This window comes from Rhodobacter calidifons (assembly GCF_011174775.1).
Classification (GTDB): Bacteria; Pseudomonadota; Alphaproteobacteria; order Rhodobacterales; family Rhodobacteraceae; genus Tabrizicola; species Tabrizicola calidifons.
Genome location: NZ_JAANHS010000005.1, coordinates 216,084 through 232,315 on the forward strand (window position 1 = coordinate 216,084; position 16,232 = coordinate 232,315).

Below are 16,232 nucleotides of genomic sequence, written 5' to 3' on the forward strand. Positions count from 1 at the left end.
TGGACAGATGAAATCAGGCGAGGTCGGGCATCGGGATGGCGGCGGCCCGGCTGAGCGCGCCTTCGGCGACAAGCGCGGCCGCGCGGGCTAGGTCGGGGGCCAGGTAGCGGTCATCGGCCAGGGCAGGGACCTTGTCGCGAAGCGCGCGGACCGCCGCCTGGAGGGGCGCGGAGGTGCGCAGCGGGGCGCGGAATTCGATCCCTTGCGCCGCGCAGAGCGCCTCGACCCCGAGGATCACGTTCAGGTTCGCGACCATCCGCCCCAGCCGCCGCGCGCCATGGGCGGCCATGCTGACGTGGTCCTCCTGATTGGCGGAGGTGGGAGTCGAGTCGATAACCGTGGGATGGGCGAGGTGCTTGTTCTCGCTCATCAGCGCGGCAGTCGTCACTTCGGCGATCATCAGGCCGGAGTTGAGGCCGGGCTTCGGCGTCAGGAAGGCGGGCAGGTCGAAGCTGAGCGTCGGATCGACCATCAGCGCCACCCGGCGCTGCGCGATGGCGCCGATCTCGGCCACCGCCATCGCGATCATGTCGGCAGCAAAACCAACGGGTTCGGCGTGGAAGTTGCCACCGCTGACGATCTGCCCATCGGACAGCACCAGCGGATTGTCGGTGGCGGCATTCGCCTCGATCTCCAGCGTCCGGGCGGCCATGCGCAGCACGTCCATTGCCGCGCCGGTGACCTGCGGCTGGCAGCGGATGCAGTAGGGGTCCTGCACCCGGCTGTCGCCCTCGCGGTGGCTTTCCCGGATCTCCGACCCGGCCAGCAGCGCGCGCATTGCCGCTGCTGTGGCGATCTGGCCCGGCTGGCCGCGCAAGCTGTGGATTTCCGGCTCCAGCGGCGCGGTCGAGCCCATGATCGCGTCGGTGGACAGCGCCGAGATCACCAGCGCCTCCTGCGCCGCGCGCCAGGCCTGGAACAGGCCGGCCAGCGCGTAAGCGGTCGAGAACTGGGTGCCGTTGATCAGCGCCAGCCCCTCCTTCGCCCCAAGAGTGATCGGTGAAAGCCCATTCATCGCAAGGGCTTCGGCGCCGGATTTCACGTCGCCATCGACCATCGCCTCGCCATGGCCGATCATCACGGCGGTCAAATGGGCCAGGGGGGCGAGGTCTCCGCTGGCGCCGACCGAGCCCTGATCGGGGATCACCGGGGTCACGCCTCGGGCCAGCATGGCTTCAATCAGCTCCACGATGACCGGGCGAACCCCGGATGCCCCGCGGCCAAGCGAGAGGAGTTTCAGCACCATCATCAGCCGCGCCACATCCCGGGGCATGGGCGCGCCCACCCCGCAGCAATGGCTGAGGATCAGATTTTTCTGAAGCTTGGTCGTATCTTCCGGGGCGATCTTGATGCTTGCCAGCTTGCCGAAGCCGGTGTTCACCCCATAGACGGCTGCCGTCCCCCCGGCTGCCGCCGCAATGTGACCGGCGGCGCGTTCGATCCCGTTGCGGGCACTGTCATGCAGGCGGGCAGGCAAGCCTTGTCTGTATATACGCGCCAGCTGCGACAGGCTGACCTGGCCCGGGATCAGGATTTCAGGCGTCAAGCTGGCCTCCGTATATACGTTTGTGCAGGGGGGTTGCGCCGATCCGATAGCTGAGTTCCGCAGGATGGTGGGCGTCCCAGATGCAGAGGTCGGCCCGCTGGCGCGGCGCGATCCTGCCCCGGTCGGACAGACCCAGGGCGCTTGCGGCATGCAGCGTCGTCCCGGCAAGGGCCTCCAGCGGCGTCAGACGGAAGAGGGTGCAGGCCATGTTCATCGCCAGCGTCAGCGAGGCCATCGGCGAGGACCCGGGGTTCAGGTCGGTCGCCACCGCCATCGGCACGCCGGCCGCGCGCAGGGCGCCGATGGGCGGCGTCCGGGTCTCGCGCAAAGTGTAGAAGGCGCCGGGCAGGATCACCGCCACGGTTCCGGCCTGCGCCATCGCCGCGATGCCTTCGGGCGAGAGATATTCCAGATGATCCGCCGAAAGCGCCCCGTGACCTGCCGCGAAGGCCGCGCCGCCCCGGTCGCTCAGCTGCTCGGCATGCAGCTTGACCGGAAGGCCAAGCGCGCGGGCCTCGGCAAACAGCGGCGCAAGTTCATCGACGGAAAAGGCGATGGTTTCGCAGAAGGCATCGACCGCATCGACCAGCCCCTCGGCATGCGCGGCGCGCAGCGAGGGCAGGGCGACCTCGGTGATATAAGCCTTTGCGTTGTCTTTGAATTCCGGCGGAACGGCATGGGCCGCCAGATGAGAGGTCCTCACCGTCACCGCGCGGTGCCTGTCGATCTGCCGCGCGACGCGCAGCATCTTCAACTCGTCCCCGACGGTCATCCCATAGCCGGATTTGACCTCGACCGTGGTGGCGCCAGAGGCCGTCAGCTGGTCGATGCGGGCAAGCGCGCCGGACAGGAGTGTGTCCTCGGAGGCCGCCCGGGTGGCGGTCACGGTCGCCATGATCCCGCCGCCGGCGCGGGCAATCGCCTCATAGCTGGCGCCGTTCAGGCGCAGCTCGAATTCTTCGGCGCGGTGTCCCGCGAAAACCGCGTGGGTGTGGCAGTCGATCAGGCCGGGGGTGACAAGCCTGCCCCCGCAGTCGAGGTGGGGCAGTCCCCGGTGGTCTGCGGGCAGATCTGCCATCGGGCCGACCCAGGCGATCCGGTCCGCCTCGATCACCACGGCGCCGTCCCGGATCAGGCCGTAATCGCCCGATCCAGCCGCGGGGCTCATCGTCGCAAGGGTGGCATGGGTCAGGAGCATCGGCTTGCCTTATGACTGCATGTCCGGCTAATATGTCTAGACATAATTCAAGTCAAGCGAGTCGCCATGATCCTGCACGCCGCATCCGCCCTCTTGCCCGACGGCTGGGCGAAGGACGTCCGTATCCGCGTCGCGGCGGGCCGCATCGTCGAGGTGACGGCGGGCGTGCCGGGGCAGGGCCATGGCGTGATCCTGCCCGCGCCGGTCAATCTGCACTCGCACACCTTCCAGCGCGCGATGGCCGGCCTGATCGAGGCGCGCACGGCGGGGCGGGACAGCTTCTGGTCATGGCGTGCGCTGATGTACCGCTTTCTCGACCGGCTGAGCCCCGAGGACGTGCAGGCCATTGCGGCGCAGGCGATGGTCGAGATGGCCGAGGCGGGCTTTGCGGCGGTCTGTGAGTTCCATTACCTGCACCATCCGGTCGGCGGCGGCAGCTATGCCGACCCGGCCGAGATGTCCGCGCGCATCGTGCAGGCTGCGCGGGATACCGGCCTTGGCCTGACGCATCTGCCGGTGATCTACGAACAGGGCGGGGTGGACGGGCGGGCGCTGTCGGGCGGGCAGCTGCGGTTCGGCTCCTCTCCCGAGGTCTTTGCCAGGGTGCTGGAGAGCGCCGGGCGCGCGCTGGCCGGTCTGCCGGATGCGGTGCTGGGCGTGGCACCGCATTCCCTGCGGGCGGTCAGCCGCGGGACGCTGGGCCGCGTCGCGGGGATGACCGGCGGGCCGATCCATATCCACATCGCCGAACAGCTGGCCGAGGTGGCCGAGGTCCAGGCTGCCTGGGGCGCGCGCCCGGTGGACTGGGCCTGCGCGAACCTGCCGCTGGACGGGCGCTGGTGCATGATCCACGCGACCCAGATGACACCGGGCGAGGTGGCTGCGCTGGCCCGCAGCGGCGCGGTCGCGGGCCTGTGCCCGATCACCGAGGCGAACCTGGGCGACGGCATCTTCGACGGCCCCGGCTGGCTGGGGGCGGGCGGCGCCTTCGGGGTCGGGACCGACAGCAACGTCCGCATCTCGCTGGCCGAGGAGCTGCGGCTTCTGGAATATTCCCAAAGGCTTGCCGGCCGCGCCCGGGCGGTGATGGCCGATCACCGCTCCACCGGTCGGCTGCTGTGGGAGGCGGCGGTCAAGGGTGGCGCGCAGGCGGCGGGGCGAGGCCGGGGCGGCATCGCGGTCGGGGAATGGGCGGACCTTCTGGCGCTGGACACCGGCGATCTGCGGCTGGACGGCCTGGAGGGCGACCGGCTGCTGGATGCCTTCGTCTTTGCGGGCCGCGACGGGCTGGTGTCCGACCTCTGGTCGGCGGGCCGTCCCGTCGTGCGTGAGGGCCGCCATGTCGCGCGCGAGGCCGTCGCGGCGCGTTTCCGCGCCACCATGCAGCGCCTGCGGGACACGCTGTGACGCTGGGCTGGGAAGAGATCCGCGCCGAGGTGCTGCGCCGGATCCGGGTGCGCGACTGGCCGCCCGGCGCGCTGATCCCGGGCGAGGAGGCCCTGGCCGAGGAGTTCGGCGTGGCCCGGGCCACGGTGAACCGCGCGCTGACCGCGCTGGCAGAGGCGGGGGTGATCGAACGCAAGAAACGCGCCGGAACCCGGGTGGCCGCGTTGCCCGTCCGTCGCGCGCGGCTGGAGATCCCGGTGATCCGGCTGGATGTGCTGGGGCGGGGCCTCGCCTATGACTTCCGGCTCATGGCCGACCGTCAGGTCCCGGCCCCGGTCCCGGTGGCCGCCCGGCTGGGCCTGCCCGAGGGCCAGCCGATGCGCTATCTGGAGACCCTGCACCTGGCCGGGGGCCTCCCCTTCGTGCTGGAGACGCGCTGGCTGAACCCCGCCGTCCTGCCCGATCCGCCGCCGGATTTCGCCGCGGTCAGTGCCAACGAATGGCTGGTGACGCATGTGAGCCTGGTGTCCGGCGACATCGCCTTCACCGCCGAACCGGCCACCCCGCGCGAGGCAGAGGTGATGGGCGTGGCCCCGGGGACGCCGCTGCTGGTGGCGGAGCGGACGACGCAGGGGATGGCGGGACCGGTGACCCTGGTGCGGCTGGCCCATGCGCCGGGGCATCGGGTGGTGATGACCTTCTGAGGCGGGCGCAGGGGTCCGCGCCACGCGCGGCATGGTCGGGCAGCCAAGGCTTGCAACGGGTTGGCTTTGGTCGTCGGGCGCAAGTCAGGGATCGGGATCTGTGTTCCCGTCGCGGCCCCGAGCCGGCCCCGAGCCGGGTGGTGCGCTGTAGCGCACCCTGCGCTGGTGGCGGCGGGTCGGGACAGTCGGGCTGAAGCCCGGCCTACGGGTTCGTCGCGGGTTGCGCCGGGGCTGTGCCATCGGCAGGGGCCTCGCCTGCCGCATCCCCTGCCGGAACCTCGGGCGGCGCGGTCAGGACGCCGTTCAGCCAGATCCCTTCCGCCACTTCGCCCGACTTGTAGGTCAGCTTGCCCTGGCCCTCGCGGCGGCCGTCCTTGAACATGCCTTCGTAGACATCGCCACCGGGATAGGTGGCCGTGCCGCGCCCTTCGATCCGGCCTGCGACCCACTGGCCGACATACCTGAACCCGTCGGTCGTCGAGAACTCGCCCTCGCCGTCGCGCAGGCCCGCCTTGAAGTCGCCCTTGTAGAGGCTGCCATCCGGATAGACCGCGGCGCCCTGGCCCTCGCGCTGGCCATCGACCCAGTCGCCCTCATAGCGGTAGCCGTCGGGATAGGTCATCACGCCCTTGCCCTCGGGCCTGGCGTTGCGGAAGGCACCCTCGTAGACGCGGCCGTCCGGGTAGGTCGCGCGGCCCTGGCCGGTGATGACGCCCGCCACCCAGTCGCCCTGATAGGTGGACCCGTCGGGATAGGTGATCGCGCCCTGGCCGTGCGGCTGGTCGGCCTTCATCGCGCCGATGTAGACCGATCCGTCGGGATAGGTGATGGACCCCGTCCCCTCCATCCGGCCCGCGACCCAGCTGCCTTCGTACTTGAACCCGTCCGGCGTGGTGAAGCTGCCCTGGCCATGGCGGCGGTCCTTGACCCATTGGCCGAAATAGATGTCGCCGTTCTTGTGGGTCAGCTTGCCCTCGCCCTCGCGCAGGCCGTTCACGAAATCGCCTTCGTACACATCGCCGTTGGGCTGGGTCAGGATCCCCTTGCCGTTGATCTGCCCGTCTACCCAGGCGCCCTGATAGACCAGCCCGTCCGGCATGGTCAGCCGACCCTGGCCCGAGCGCTGACCCTTGACCAGCGTGCCTTCGTAGACCGTGCCGTCGGGATAGGTGATCCTGCCGCGCCCCTCCTTCACCCCCATCACCCAGTCGCCCTCGTAGGTGTAACCCGAGGGATTGGTCAGCTTGCCCTTCCCGTGATGACTTCCCTTGACGAAGCTGCCTTCGTAGACCGAGCCATTGGCATAGATCGCCACCCCTTCGCCGGTCATCTCGCCCTGGAACCAGTCGCCCTCATAGGTGCGGCCGTCGGGCGAGGAGATCTTGCCCTTGCCGTCGGGCTGGCCGTTCTCGAACGTGCCCTCGTAGACCGAACCGTTGGGATAGCGCGCGGTGCCCTGGCCGGTGATCTGGCCCTCTACCCACTGGCCGGAGTATTCGAAGCCCGAGGGCAGTCGGTAGGTCCCGGTGCCGTGCTGGCGGCCGTTCAGGAAGGTGCCTTCGTAGACCGAGCCGTCATCGTATTGCTTGGTGATGATCTCGCCGTCCTGGGCCTGCGCGGGCAGGGCGATGGCGGCAAGAAGCAGGGCTGTCATCAGGCGCATGGACGAATCCTCGGTGCGATTGTCGGCAGGGTAAGGGCGAGGGTCGGGTGTGACAAGGATTTGACGGTAAAGGCTGCGGCATGGTGGCGTGACCACTTTCCCTTGTGCGTTTGTCTGCTACAGTCCATGCATCTGGTGGGGGCCCCGATGACCGACACGTTCAACCTGATGCTGGCGCAGCTGAACCCGGTGGTGGGCGACATCGCCGGAAACGTGGCGCGGGCCAGGGCCGCCTGGGCGAATGCGCGGGCGGCGGGGGCCGACATGGCCGCGCTGACCGAGATGTTCGTGACCGGCTACCAGACCCAGGACCTGATCCTGAAGCCTGCCTTCGTAAGCGCGGCGATTGCGGCGGTGGAGGCTTTGGCGGCGGATTGTGCCGACGGCCCGGCCATCGGCATCGGCGGGCCGGTGCGGCAGGGCGGCAAGCTCTACAACGGCTATTATGTGCTGGAGGGCGGGCGGGTCCATGCCCGCGTCCTGAAGCACCATCTGCCGAACGACGCGGTCTTCGACGAAAAGCGGGTCTTTGCCTCGGCCGATGTGCATGGGCCCTATGTGGTCAGGGGCGTCCGCATCGGCACCCCGATCTGCGAGGATGCCTGGCACCCCGATGTGGCCGAAACCCTGGCCGAGACGGGGGCGGAGATCCTGCTCATCCCCAACGGCTCGCCCTATCACCGGGGCAAGCCGAACCTGCGGCTGAACCTGATGGTGTCCCGCGTGGTCGAGACGGGCCTGCCGCTGGTCTACCTGAACATGGTGGGCGGGCAGGACGATCAGGTGTTCGATGGCTCCAGCATGGTCTTGAACCCCGGCGGGCGGCTGATGGCGCAACTGCCGCAGTTCGACGAATGCGAGGTGATGGTGACCTTCCGGCGCGGGGCCGAGGGGTGGCGCGCCGACCCCGGCGAGATCGCGGAAATCCCGCCGATTGGCGAGGCGGATTACCGGGCCTGTGTGATGGCCCTTGGCGATTACATGCGGAAGACGGGGTTCAAGAAGGCTCTCCTGGGCCTGTCCGGAGGGATCGACAGCGCGATTGTCGCGGCAATGGCGGTGGATGCGCTGGGGCCGGAAAACGTGCGCTGCGTGATGCTGCCGTCGGAGTTCACCAGCCGGCAGTCGCTGGACCTGGCGCTGGCGGCGGCAAAGGCGCTTGGGTGCCGGTATGATACGGTGCCGATCAGCGGTGCGCAGGCGGCGGTGGGCGAGGCCCTGGCACCGCTCTTTGCCGGGACCGAACCGGGGATCACCGAGGAAAACATCCAGTCCCGCCTGCGTGGTGTGATGCTGATGGCCCTGTCGAACAAGTTCGGCGAGATGCTCCTGACCACCGGCAACAAGTCGGAAATGGCGGTGGGCTACTGCACGATCTACGGCGACATGAACGGCGGCTACAACCCGGTCAAGGACATGTACAAGACGCGCATGTTCCTGACCGCGCGCTGGCGGAACGAAAACCACCGGCCCTGGATGAAGGGCCCGCCGGGCGAGGTGATCCCCGAGGCGATCATCACCCGGCCTCCCTCCGCCGAGCTGCGCGCCAACCAGCGCGACAACGACAGCCTGCCGCCCTATGAGGTGCTGGACGCGATCCTGGAATGTCTGGTGGAAAAGGAGATGTCGGTGGCCGAGATCGTCGCCCTTGGCTTCGACCGCGCCACGGTGAAGAAGGTGGAGCATCTGCTCTACATCGCGGAATACAAGCGCTTCCAGTCGGCCCCCGGCGTGCGGCTGACGCAGAAGGCCTTCTGGCTGGACCGCCGCTATCCGATCGTGAACCGTTTCCGCGATGACAGCTGAGATCGTCGTCTCGCATTTCTACGCGCTCCGCGACCCGGCGGGGTTCGACCGCGCGGCGCGGCTTCTGGTCGCGCGGCTGCGACTGCAAGGCCCGGAGGGGGTGCGCAGCTTCCGCTTTCTGGGTGCGGGACCGACCGAGCGGCGCCTCGTCGCGGTCTTTGCCGGGCCGGAGCCCTGGGTCGCGCTGCATGACACCACGCTGACCTGGCCCGAGACCGTGGCCCTGCGCGCGGCGGCGCGGCTGGTGCGGACCGACCTCTACGGCCCGATCCCGCCACCGGTGCTCGACTGGGTCCTGCGGCTGGGACTTGGGCGGATGCTGCGGCACGACGGGGTGCCGATCACCGGCTATCCGCAAGGCAGCGAGCGCAATCCGCCTTCTATCTGGCGTCGCGAAAGTGCCGGGCGACGAGCTGGGTAAGCTTGCGGTGCAGGGGCAGGGTCCGGTGCCGGATGTGGATCGCGGCAAAGACCGGCTGACGCAGGTCGGGGGCATCCTCGACAGCCATGAAGCGCCCGCCCGCGATCAGGTCGGCTGCCGTCTTTTCCAGCACATAGCCTGAGCCACCCATCGCTGTCAGCAGCGACACCACCGATCCCGACTGCCCGACCGACACGGGTGAGGCCGCAAGCGCGGGCGTCAACTGGCGGTGCATCTCCTCGAAGGCCGGGGAGAAATGGGCAAAGACGAAGCGGTCGGGCATGACCTCGGCCAGGCGCGGCGTGTCGGTCGAGACCATGCGGTAGGTCACCTCGCCCACAGAGTCGAAATGCAGGTCCGGGTGGGGTTTGGGCGAGAACATCACCGCGAAGTCGAGGATGCCGGTCAGAAGATCGGCGCACATCTGGTTGGAATAGTCCGGCTCGATGTAGAAGGCGGTCTGGGGCAGGGCCGCGCGGAACTCGGCCACCCAGTCGCCCAGGTAGACCGCCGCGAGGTCGTTCTGGATGCCCAGCCTCAGAAGCTGTGCCGCGCCTTGCGGTATCTGGATGCGGCGTTTGGCCTCGTTCCATTCATGGCGCAGCGCGCGGGCGTGGGGTTCGAACCGCTTGCCTTCGGGGGTGAGGTCGGTGCCCGCGCGGGATCGGTCGAAGAGGCGCTGGCCCACGGCCTGTTCCAGTGCCGTGACGCGGGCGGAGACAGTGGATTGGGTGATCCGCAGACGTTCAGCCGTGCGGTGGAAGCTGCGGGTCTCGACAAGGTCGAGGAAAGTGTCGAGGAGATCGATCTGCATGCGTTGCGCCTCGTGGCCGGCCCCGGGGGTTTTCCACCCCCGGACCCCCGGAGGATATTTGGGGACAGATGAAGGTCCCTTGATCGGAGTTGTCGATCAATAGCCCGGTTCCGACCGAATTGAAAGCGGGCGCCGTGCAGCGGATAGTGGCGCGCGGAACGGGGAGGTGGCGATGGCGGAATTTGCATCGGCTCGGGTGGTCATCATTGGTGGCGGGGCGGTGGGGGCCTCGGCGCTGTATCACCTGGCGAAGGCGGGATGGACCGATGCGTTGCTTCTGGAGAAGAACGAGCTGACGGCGGGGTCAACCTGGCACGCGGCGGGGAACGTGCCGACGTTTTCCGCGTCCTGGTCGATCATGAACATGCAGCGCTATTCGGCGGGCTTGTATCGTGGTCTGGGCGAGGCCGTCGGCTATCCGATGAACTACCACGTCACCGGATCGGTGCGCCTTGGCCATTCCAGGGAGCGGTTGCAGGAGTTCCGCCGTGTCGTCGGCATGGGGCGTTATCAGGGGATGGACCTGGACGTGCTGGCGCCGGAAGAGATCACCTCGCGCTATCCCTTCCTGGAAACGCATGATCTGACGGGTGCGCTTTACGACCCCTATGACGGCGACATCGACCCGGCGCAACTGACGCAGGCGCTGGCCACGGGCGCGCGGAAGCTGGGCGCGCGGGTGGAGCGGTTCTGCCCGGTGACGGCAGCGCGCTGGACGGGTAGCGAATGGGTGCTGACGACGCCGAAGGGCGAGGTGCGCGCGGAATATGTGGTGAACGCGGGCGGCTATTATGCGGCTCAGGTGGGGGCGATGTTCGGGCGGCGCGTGCCGATGATGGTGATGAGCCATCAGTACATGCTGTTCGACACGATCCCGGAGCTGGAGGCCTGGACGAAAGAGGTCGGCCACAAGCTGCCGCTCTTGCGCGACGTGGATTCGTCCTACTACCTGCGGCAGGAGAAGATGGGCTTCAACCTCGGCCCCTACGAGAACCCCTGCCGCGCGCATTGGGCAACGCCGGACGACCCGATGCCCGAGGATTTCAGCTTCCAGCTCTTCCCCGACGATCTGGAGCGGCTGGAGTTCCAGATCAACGACGCCATGGCCCGGGTGCCGCTTCTGGCCAGGGCGAACCTGACCAGGGTCATCAACGGCCCGATCCCCTATACGCCCGACGGTAACCCGCTGATCGGGCCGATGCCCGGCGTGCCCAACGCCTTCGAGGCCTGCGTCTTCACCTTCGGCATCTGTCAGGCGGGCGGCGCCGGCAAGGTGCTGGCGGAATGGGTGACGGAAGGCGCGACCGAATGGGACATGTGGTCCTGCGACCCGCGCCGGTTCACCGGCTGGGAGGATCACGACTATCTGGTGGCCAAGGGGATGGAGGTTTACGGCCACGAATACGCGATGCATTTCCCGATGGCGCGCTGGCCTGCCGGGGCGGACCGCAAGCTGTCGCCCGTGCATGACCGGCTGAAGGCATTGGGCGCCCAGTTCGCGCCCTACAATGGCTGGGAGCGGGCGGAGTGGTTCGCCCGGCCGGGGGACGACACCTCATGGGAGGCGACGCAGACCTGGGGCCGGGCGGGCCCGTGGGAGGCGCGGATCCGCGCGGAATGCGAGGCGGTGCGGGACGGGGTCGGGGTTCTCGACCTGCCCGGTTTCTCGCGGTTCCTGGTCAAGGGGCCGGGGGCACGGGCGCATGTGGCGGGCCTCACCGCCTCGCGCCTGCCCGCGCCGGGGCGGATCGGCCTGATCTATTTCGCCGACGACCGCGGCCGGATCGTGACCGAGATGTCCTGCATGGTGCATGGGGAGGATGAGGTGGGCCTCATCACCGCCGCTGTCGCCCAGTTGCACGATGCCGATGTCCTGCGGAAGGGCCTGCCCGAGGGCTGCGTGATCGAGGATCACACCGACGCGGTGCATTGCTTCATCGTGACCGGGCCGAAGGCGCGCGATCTGCTGGCGGGGATGGCCGAGGCGGACCTGAGTCTGCCCTGGCTGTCGGTGCAGGAGGCCAGGGTGGCGGGCAAGGATGTGGCGCTGGTGCGGGTCTCCTTTGCCGGAGAGCTGGGCTGGGAGATCCATTGCGACCGGGCCGATGCGCCCGCGATCCTTGACGCGCTGCTGGCCGGGGGGGCGAAGCCCTTTGGCATGAAGGCGCTGAACAGTTTGCGGATCGAGAAGGGCTATCGGGCCTGGAAGGGCGATCTGTCCACCGATTACTCGCTGCTGGAGGGCGGGCTGGAGCGCTTCATCGACTGGGGGCACGACTTCCCGGGCAAGGCGGCTTTACTGGCCGAAAAGCAGCGCGGGGTGAAGAAGCGGTTCGTCAGCCTGAAGGTCGAGGCGGGGGAGTGCGATGCGCCCTACATGTCCACGCTCTGGCACGGCGGGCAGGTGGTGGGCGAGACGACCTCGGGCGCCTGGGGCTATCGGGTCGGGCATTCCATGGCGCTGGGGATGCTGCGGGCGGACCTCGCGGTGCCGGGGACCGAGGTCGAGGTGGAGATCTTCGGTGACCGGGTGAAGGCCGTGGTCCTGCCGGACGGGCCGGCCTGGGACGCGAAGAACGAGCGCATCCGCGCGTGATTAGCGGCGGAGCCGGGGGTTTCACACCCCCGGACCCCCGTGGGATATTTGTGGACAGATGAAAGACCGGAAGAATGGCTGGGATTCCAACCAAGGCGCGGGCGGTGGTGATCGGGGGCGGGGTCTCGGGCTGTTCGGTGGCCTATCACCTCGCCAAGGCGGGCTGGACCGATGTGGTGCTTCTGGAGCGGCGCAAGCTGACCTGCGGCACCACCTGGCATGCGGCGGGGCTGATCGGGCAATTGCGCGGGTCGGCGAACATGACGCGGCTGGCGAAGTATTCGGCGGACCTCTACCGCGGGCTGGAGGCCGAGACCGGCGTTGCCACGGGGATGAAGCAGGTCGGCTCGATCTCGGTCGCGCTGACGGTCGAGCGGCATGAGGAACTGCTGCGGCAGGCGACGGTCGCGCGGATCTTCGATGTCGAGGTGCATGAGATCTCGCCTGCCGAGGCGAAGGCGAGATATCCGCATCTGAACATCGACGGCGTGGTAGGCGCGGTGGCGCTGCCGCTGGATGGCCAGTGCGACCCGGCCAACATCGCGATGGCGCTTGCCAAGGGCGCGCGGATGCGGGGGGCGGCGATTTTCGAGGGCGCGCGGGTGACGCGCGTCACGACCTCCGGGGGCCGGGTGACGGGGGTGGATTACGAGACCGCCGAGGGGCCGGGGCACATCGCGGCCGATGTGGTGGTGAACTGCGGGGGCATGTGGGGCCGCGACCTTGCGGCGCAGAATGGCGTCACGCTGCCGCTGCACGCCTGCGAGCACTTCTATCTGGTCACCGAGCCCGTTCAGGGTCTTGGCGACATGCCGGTCCTGCGGGTGCCGGACGAATGCGCCTATTACAAGACCGACGCGGGCAAGATGATGCTGGGCGCCTTCGAGCCCAAGGCCAAGCCCTGGGGGATGGAGGGGATCCGGCCGGACTTCGAATTCGACACCCTGCCCGAGGATTGGGAGCATTTCATGCCCATCCTCGAAATGGCGACCAACCGGATGCCGCTGTTCGAAAGCGCGGGTATTCACACCTTCTTCAACGGACCAGAAAGCTTTACCCCCGACGACCGCTACTACCTGGGCGAAGCGCCGGAGGTGAAGGGCTATTGGATCGCGGCTGGATACAATTCCATCGGCATCGTCTCGTCGGGCGGGGCCGGGCAAGCCTTGGCGCACTGGATCACCGAGGGCGAGCCGCCCTTCGACCTGTGGGAGGTGGACATCCGCCGCGCCCAGCCCTTCCAGAAGAACCGGCGCTACCTGAAGGAACGGGTGTCCGAGACGCTGGGCCTCCTCTACGCCGACCATTTCCCCTATCGCCAGATGGCGACCGCGCGCGGGGTGCGGCGCAGCCCGATCCACGAGCATCTGAAGGCGCGCGGCGCGGTGTTCGGTGAAGTCGCGGGCTGGGAACGCGCCAACTGGTTCGCGACCGAAGGCCAGGAGCGGGAGTATCGTTACAGCTGGAAGCGGCAGAACTGGTTCGACAACCAGCGCGCCGAACACATGGCGGTGCGGGAAAGCGCGGGTCTGTTCGACATGACCTCCTTCGGCAAGATCCGCGTTGAGGGGCGGGATGCCTGCGCTTTCCTGAACCGCATCGCCTCGGCGCAGATGGACGTGCCCGTGGGCCGGATCGTCTATACGATGTTCCTGAATGATCGCGGAGGGATAGAGGCCGATCTTACCGTGACGCGGCTGTCCGGGACCGCCTATCTGGCGGTGGTGCCGGGGGCGACCCTGCAACGCAACCTCGCCTGGATGCGCGCCCATGTCGGCGACGACTTCGCCGTCATCACCGATGTTACCGCCGCCGAAGCCGTTCTCTGCCTGATGGGTCCGCAATCGCGCGAGGTGCTGGCAAAGGTCTCGCCCGACGACTTCAGCAATGCCGCGCATCCCTTTGGCATGGCGCGGGAAATCGAGATCGGCATGGGCCTCGCCCGTGCGCACCGCGTCACCTACGTCGGCGAGTTGGGATGGGAGCTGTATATACCAACCGACCAGACCGCCCATGTCTTCGAGACGCTGATGGAGGCGCAGCCGGACCTCAAGCTCTGCGGCCTCCACACCCTCGACTCCTGCCGGATCGAGAAGGCCTACCGCCACTGGGGCCACGACATCACCGATGAGGATCATGTGCTTGAGGCGGGCCTTGGTTTCACCGTCAGCCGGAAGAAACCGGCCTTCCTTGGCCGCGACGCCGTTCTAAGGAAAGAACAGCAGGGCCTTGACCGCCGCCTGGTCCAGTTCCGCCTGAAGGATCCCGAGCCGCTCCTCTTCCACAACGAGGCGATTGTCCGCGACGGGGAAATAGTGGGGCCCATCACCAGCGGCAACTACGGCCATTTCCTCGGCGCGGCGATCGGCCTTGGCTATGTCCCCGCCAAGGGGCAGACCGACGACGACATCCTCGGCTCCAGCTATGAAATCGAGGTCGCGGGCCAGCGCCATGCGGCCATCGCCTCGCTTGTCCCGATGCACGATCCGAACTCCGAAAGGGTAAAGGCATGACCGACCTCTCCGACCTGCCCGGCGAGACCTGCGAACCCGCCCGCGCCCGCCGCTCTGGCGGTCGGCAGGCCCGCGTGGCCCTGCGTGCGGCACCTCTGGCCGACGACGTGAAACCCGTCCGCGCGGGCCTGCCCGGCGGCCAGTATAAGCCGCTGACCGAGGCCGGGATCCGGCAGATCCACTCAGCCGCGCTGGACGCGCTGGAGCAGATCGGCCTCTCGCAGGCCCCGCCGTCGGGTGTGAAACTCCTGACCGAGGCCGGCGCGATCCTTGGCGATGACGGCCGCATCCGCTTTCCCCGCGCGCTGGTCGAGGACATGCTGGCCATCGCCGCGCGCAACATCACGCTTTACGCCCGCGACCCGAAGCACGACCTGCACCTGACCGGGACCAACGTGCATTACGGCACGGCGGGCGCGGCGGTGCATATCGTCGATCCGGTCACGCTGGAGTATCGCGACAGCACCGCGCAGGACCTTTATGACGCGGCGCGGCTGGTCGACAATCTGGACAACATCCACTTCTACCAGCGCACCATGGTCTGCCGCGACGTGGCGGACAACAGGGAGATGGACCTCAACACCCTCTACGGCAGCCTGGCCGGGACGGTGAAACATGTCGGGACCTCGTTTTCCGACCCCAGCCACGTCGCCGACTGCTTCGAGCTGATCCACATGGTCGCAGGTGGCGAGGAGAAGTGGCTGGAGCGGCCTTTCGTCAGCAATTCCAACTGCTTCGTCGTCCCGCCGATGAAATTCGCCGAGGAATCCTGCATCACCATGGAGGACTGCATCCGCCGCGGCATGCCGATGCTGCTGCTGTCGGCCGGGCAGGCGGGGGCCACGGCGCCCGCGCCGATCGCGCTGGCCATCGTGCAGGCGGTGGCCGAATGTCTGGCCGGGGTGGTCTATGTCAACGCGATCAAACCTGGCGCTCCGGCGATCTTCGGGACCTGGCCCTTTGTTTCCGATCTCAGAACGGGCGCCATGTCCGGCGGGTCGGCGGAACAGGCGTTGCTGACGGCGGGTTGCGCGCAGATGCACCGGTTCTACGACCTGCCGGGCGGGGCGGCCTCGGGGATCAGCGACTCGAAACTTCCCGACATGCAGGCGGGCTGGGAGCAGGGGATCACCAACGCGCTGGCGGGCCTTGCGGGGCTGAACATGTGCTACGAGGCGGTGGGGATGCATGCCTCGCTTCTGGGGTTCTGCCTTGAATCGCTGGTGCTGGGGGATGACCTGCTGGGCCAGACCATGCGGCTGGTGCGCGGCATCGACGTGACGCCGGATTCCACCAGCATCGAGGCGATGAAAAAGGTCTGCCTCGGCGGGCCCGGGCATTACCTCGGGTCGGATCAGACGCTGAAGCTGATGCAGACCGAATACATCTATCCCAAGGTCGGCAACCGCATGTCGCCCAAGGAATGGAACGAGGCGGGCAAGCCCCTGCTTCTGGACACCGCGATTGCCCGGAAGAACGCAATCCTGGCCAAGGCGGGCTGCCGGGTGGACCCGGAGATCGACGCGGCGATCCGAAAGCGGTTCAACATCTACTTCAAATAAGCCTCATAAGATACGGGAACGAA

The 16,232-nt window shown here is 68.1% G+C and carries 11 protein-coding genes; 7 read left to right on the top strand and 4 right to left on the bottom strand.

The genetic code is table 11. The features are described from left to right. Nucleotides 1-13: 13 nt before the first annotated feature. Nucleotides 14-1,546, bottom strand: a complete 1,533-nt coding sequence (gene hutH, locus G8O29_RS09095) for a histidine ammonia-lyase (protein ID WP_166402918.1) — start codon at nt 1,544-1,546, stop codon at nt 14-16. After that, a complete protein-coding gene (gene hutI / locus G8O29_RS09100) occupies nt 1,536-2,744 on the bottom strand; it encodes an imidazolonepropionase (protein WP_166402919.1) in 1,209 nt (402 codons plus the stop codon). Before hutI ends, hutH begins: the two co-directional genes overlap by 11 nt. 66 nt (nt 2,745-2,810) lie before the next feature. On the opposite strand from hutI, the gene G8O29_RS09105 reads away from it, so the two are divergent. After that, on the top strand, nt 2,811-4,151 hold the full coding sequence (locus G8O29_RS09105) for a formimidoylglutamate deiminase (RefSeq protein WP_166402920.1): 1,341 nt from the start codon (nt 2,811-2,813) through the stop codon (nt 4,149-4,151). Continuing rightward, nucleotides 4,148-4,834 carry a histidine utilization transcriptional repressor HutC gene (gene hutC / locus G8O29_RS09110; RefSeq protein WP_166402921.1) on the top strand — a complete coding sequence of 229 codons (687 nt, stop codon included), beginning with the start codon at nt 4,148-4,150 and terminating at the stop codon, nt 4,832-4,834. The genes G8O29_RS09105 and hutC overlap by 4 nt, the downstream gene beginning before the upstream one ends. A 202-nt stretch (nt 4,835-5,036) precedes the next feature. On the opposite strand, the gene G8O29_RS09115 is transcribed toward hutC, so the two are convergent. Beyond that, nucleotides 5,037-6,497 (bottom strand): 2-isopropylmalate synthase, encoded by a 1,461-nt coding sequence (locus G8O29_RS09115; protein WP_166402922.1) that lies wholly within the window; start codon nt 6,495-6,497, stop codon nt 5,037-5,039. A gap of 147 nt (nt 6,498-6,644) precedes the next feature. Between G8O29_RS09115 and G8O29_RS09120 the strand changes: the two genes are divergently transcribed. Beyond that, the gene (locus G8O29_RS09120; RefSeq protein WP_166402923.1) at nt 6,645-8,303 is read left to right on the top strand and encodes an NAD+ synthase; all 1,659 of its coding nucleotides are present in this window, start codon (nt 6,645-6,647) and stop codon (nt 8,301-8,303) included. Next, nucleotides 8,293-8,724: a hypothetical protein gene (locus tag G8O29_RS09125; protein ID WP_166402924.1), complete on the top strand. Its 432-nt coding sequence runs from the start codon at nt 8,293-8,295 to the stop codon at nt 8,722-8,724. Before G8O29_RS09120 ends, G8O29_RS09125 begins: the two co-directional genes overlap by 11 nt. Here the strand turns inward: G8O29_RS09125 and G8O29_RS09130 are convergent. Further along, nucleotides 8,684-9,538 (bottom strand): LysR family transcriptional regulator, encoded by an 855-nt coding sequence (locus G8O29_RS09130; protein WP_166402925.1) that lies wholly within the window; start codon nt 9,536-9,538, stop codon nt 8,684-8,686. The two genes, G8O29_RS09125 and G8O29_RS09130, sit on opposite strands and share 41 nt — an antisense overlap. Before the next feature lie 172 nt (nt 9,539-9,710). On the opposite strand from G8O29_RS09130, the gene G8O29_RS09135 reads away from it, so the two are divergent. From G8O29_RS09135 to G8O29_RS09145, 3 genes are all read left to right on the top strand, one after another. Further along, nucleotides 9,711-12,134 carry a GcvT family protein gene (locus tag G8O29_RS09135; protein WP_166402926.1) on the top strand — a complete coding sequence of 808 codons (2,424 nt, stop codon included), beginning with the start codon at nt 9,711-9,713 and terminating at the stop codon, nt 12,132-12,134. Between the two features lie 74 nt (nt 12,135-12,208). Further along, a complete protein-coding gene (locus tag G8O29_RS09140; RefSeq protein ID WP_166402927.1) occupies nt 12,209-14,647 on the top strand; it encodes a GcvT family protein in 2,439 nt (812 codons plus the stop codon). Next, on the top strand, nt 14,644-16,209 hold the full coding sequence (locus tag G8O29_RS09145) for a trimethylamine methyltransferase family protein (protein ID WP_166402928.1): 1,566 nt from the start codon (nt 14,644-14,646) through the stop codon (nt 16,207-16,209). The genes G8O29_RS09140 and G8O29_RS09145 overlap by 4 nt, the downstream gene beginning before the upstream one ends. Nucleotides 16,210-16,232: the final 23 nt, after the last annotated feature.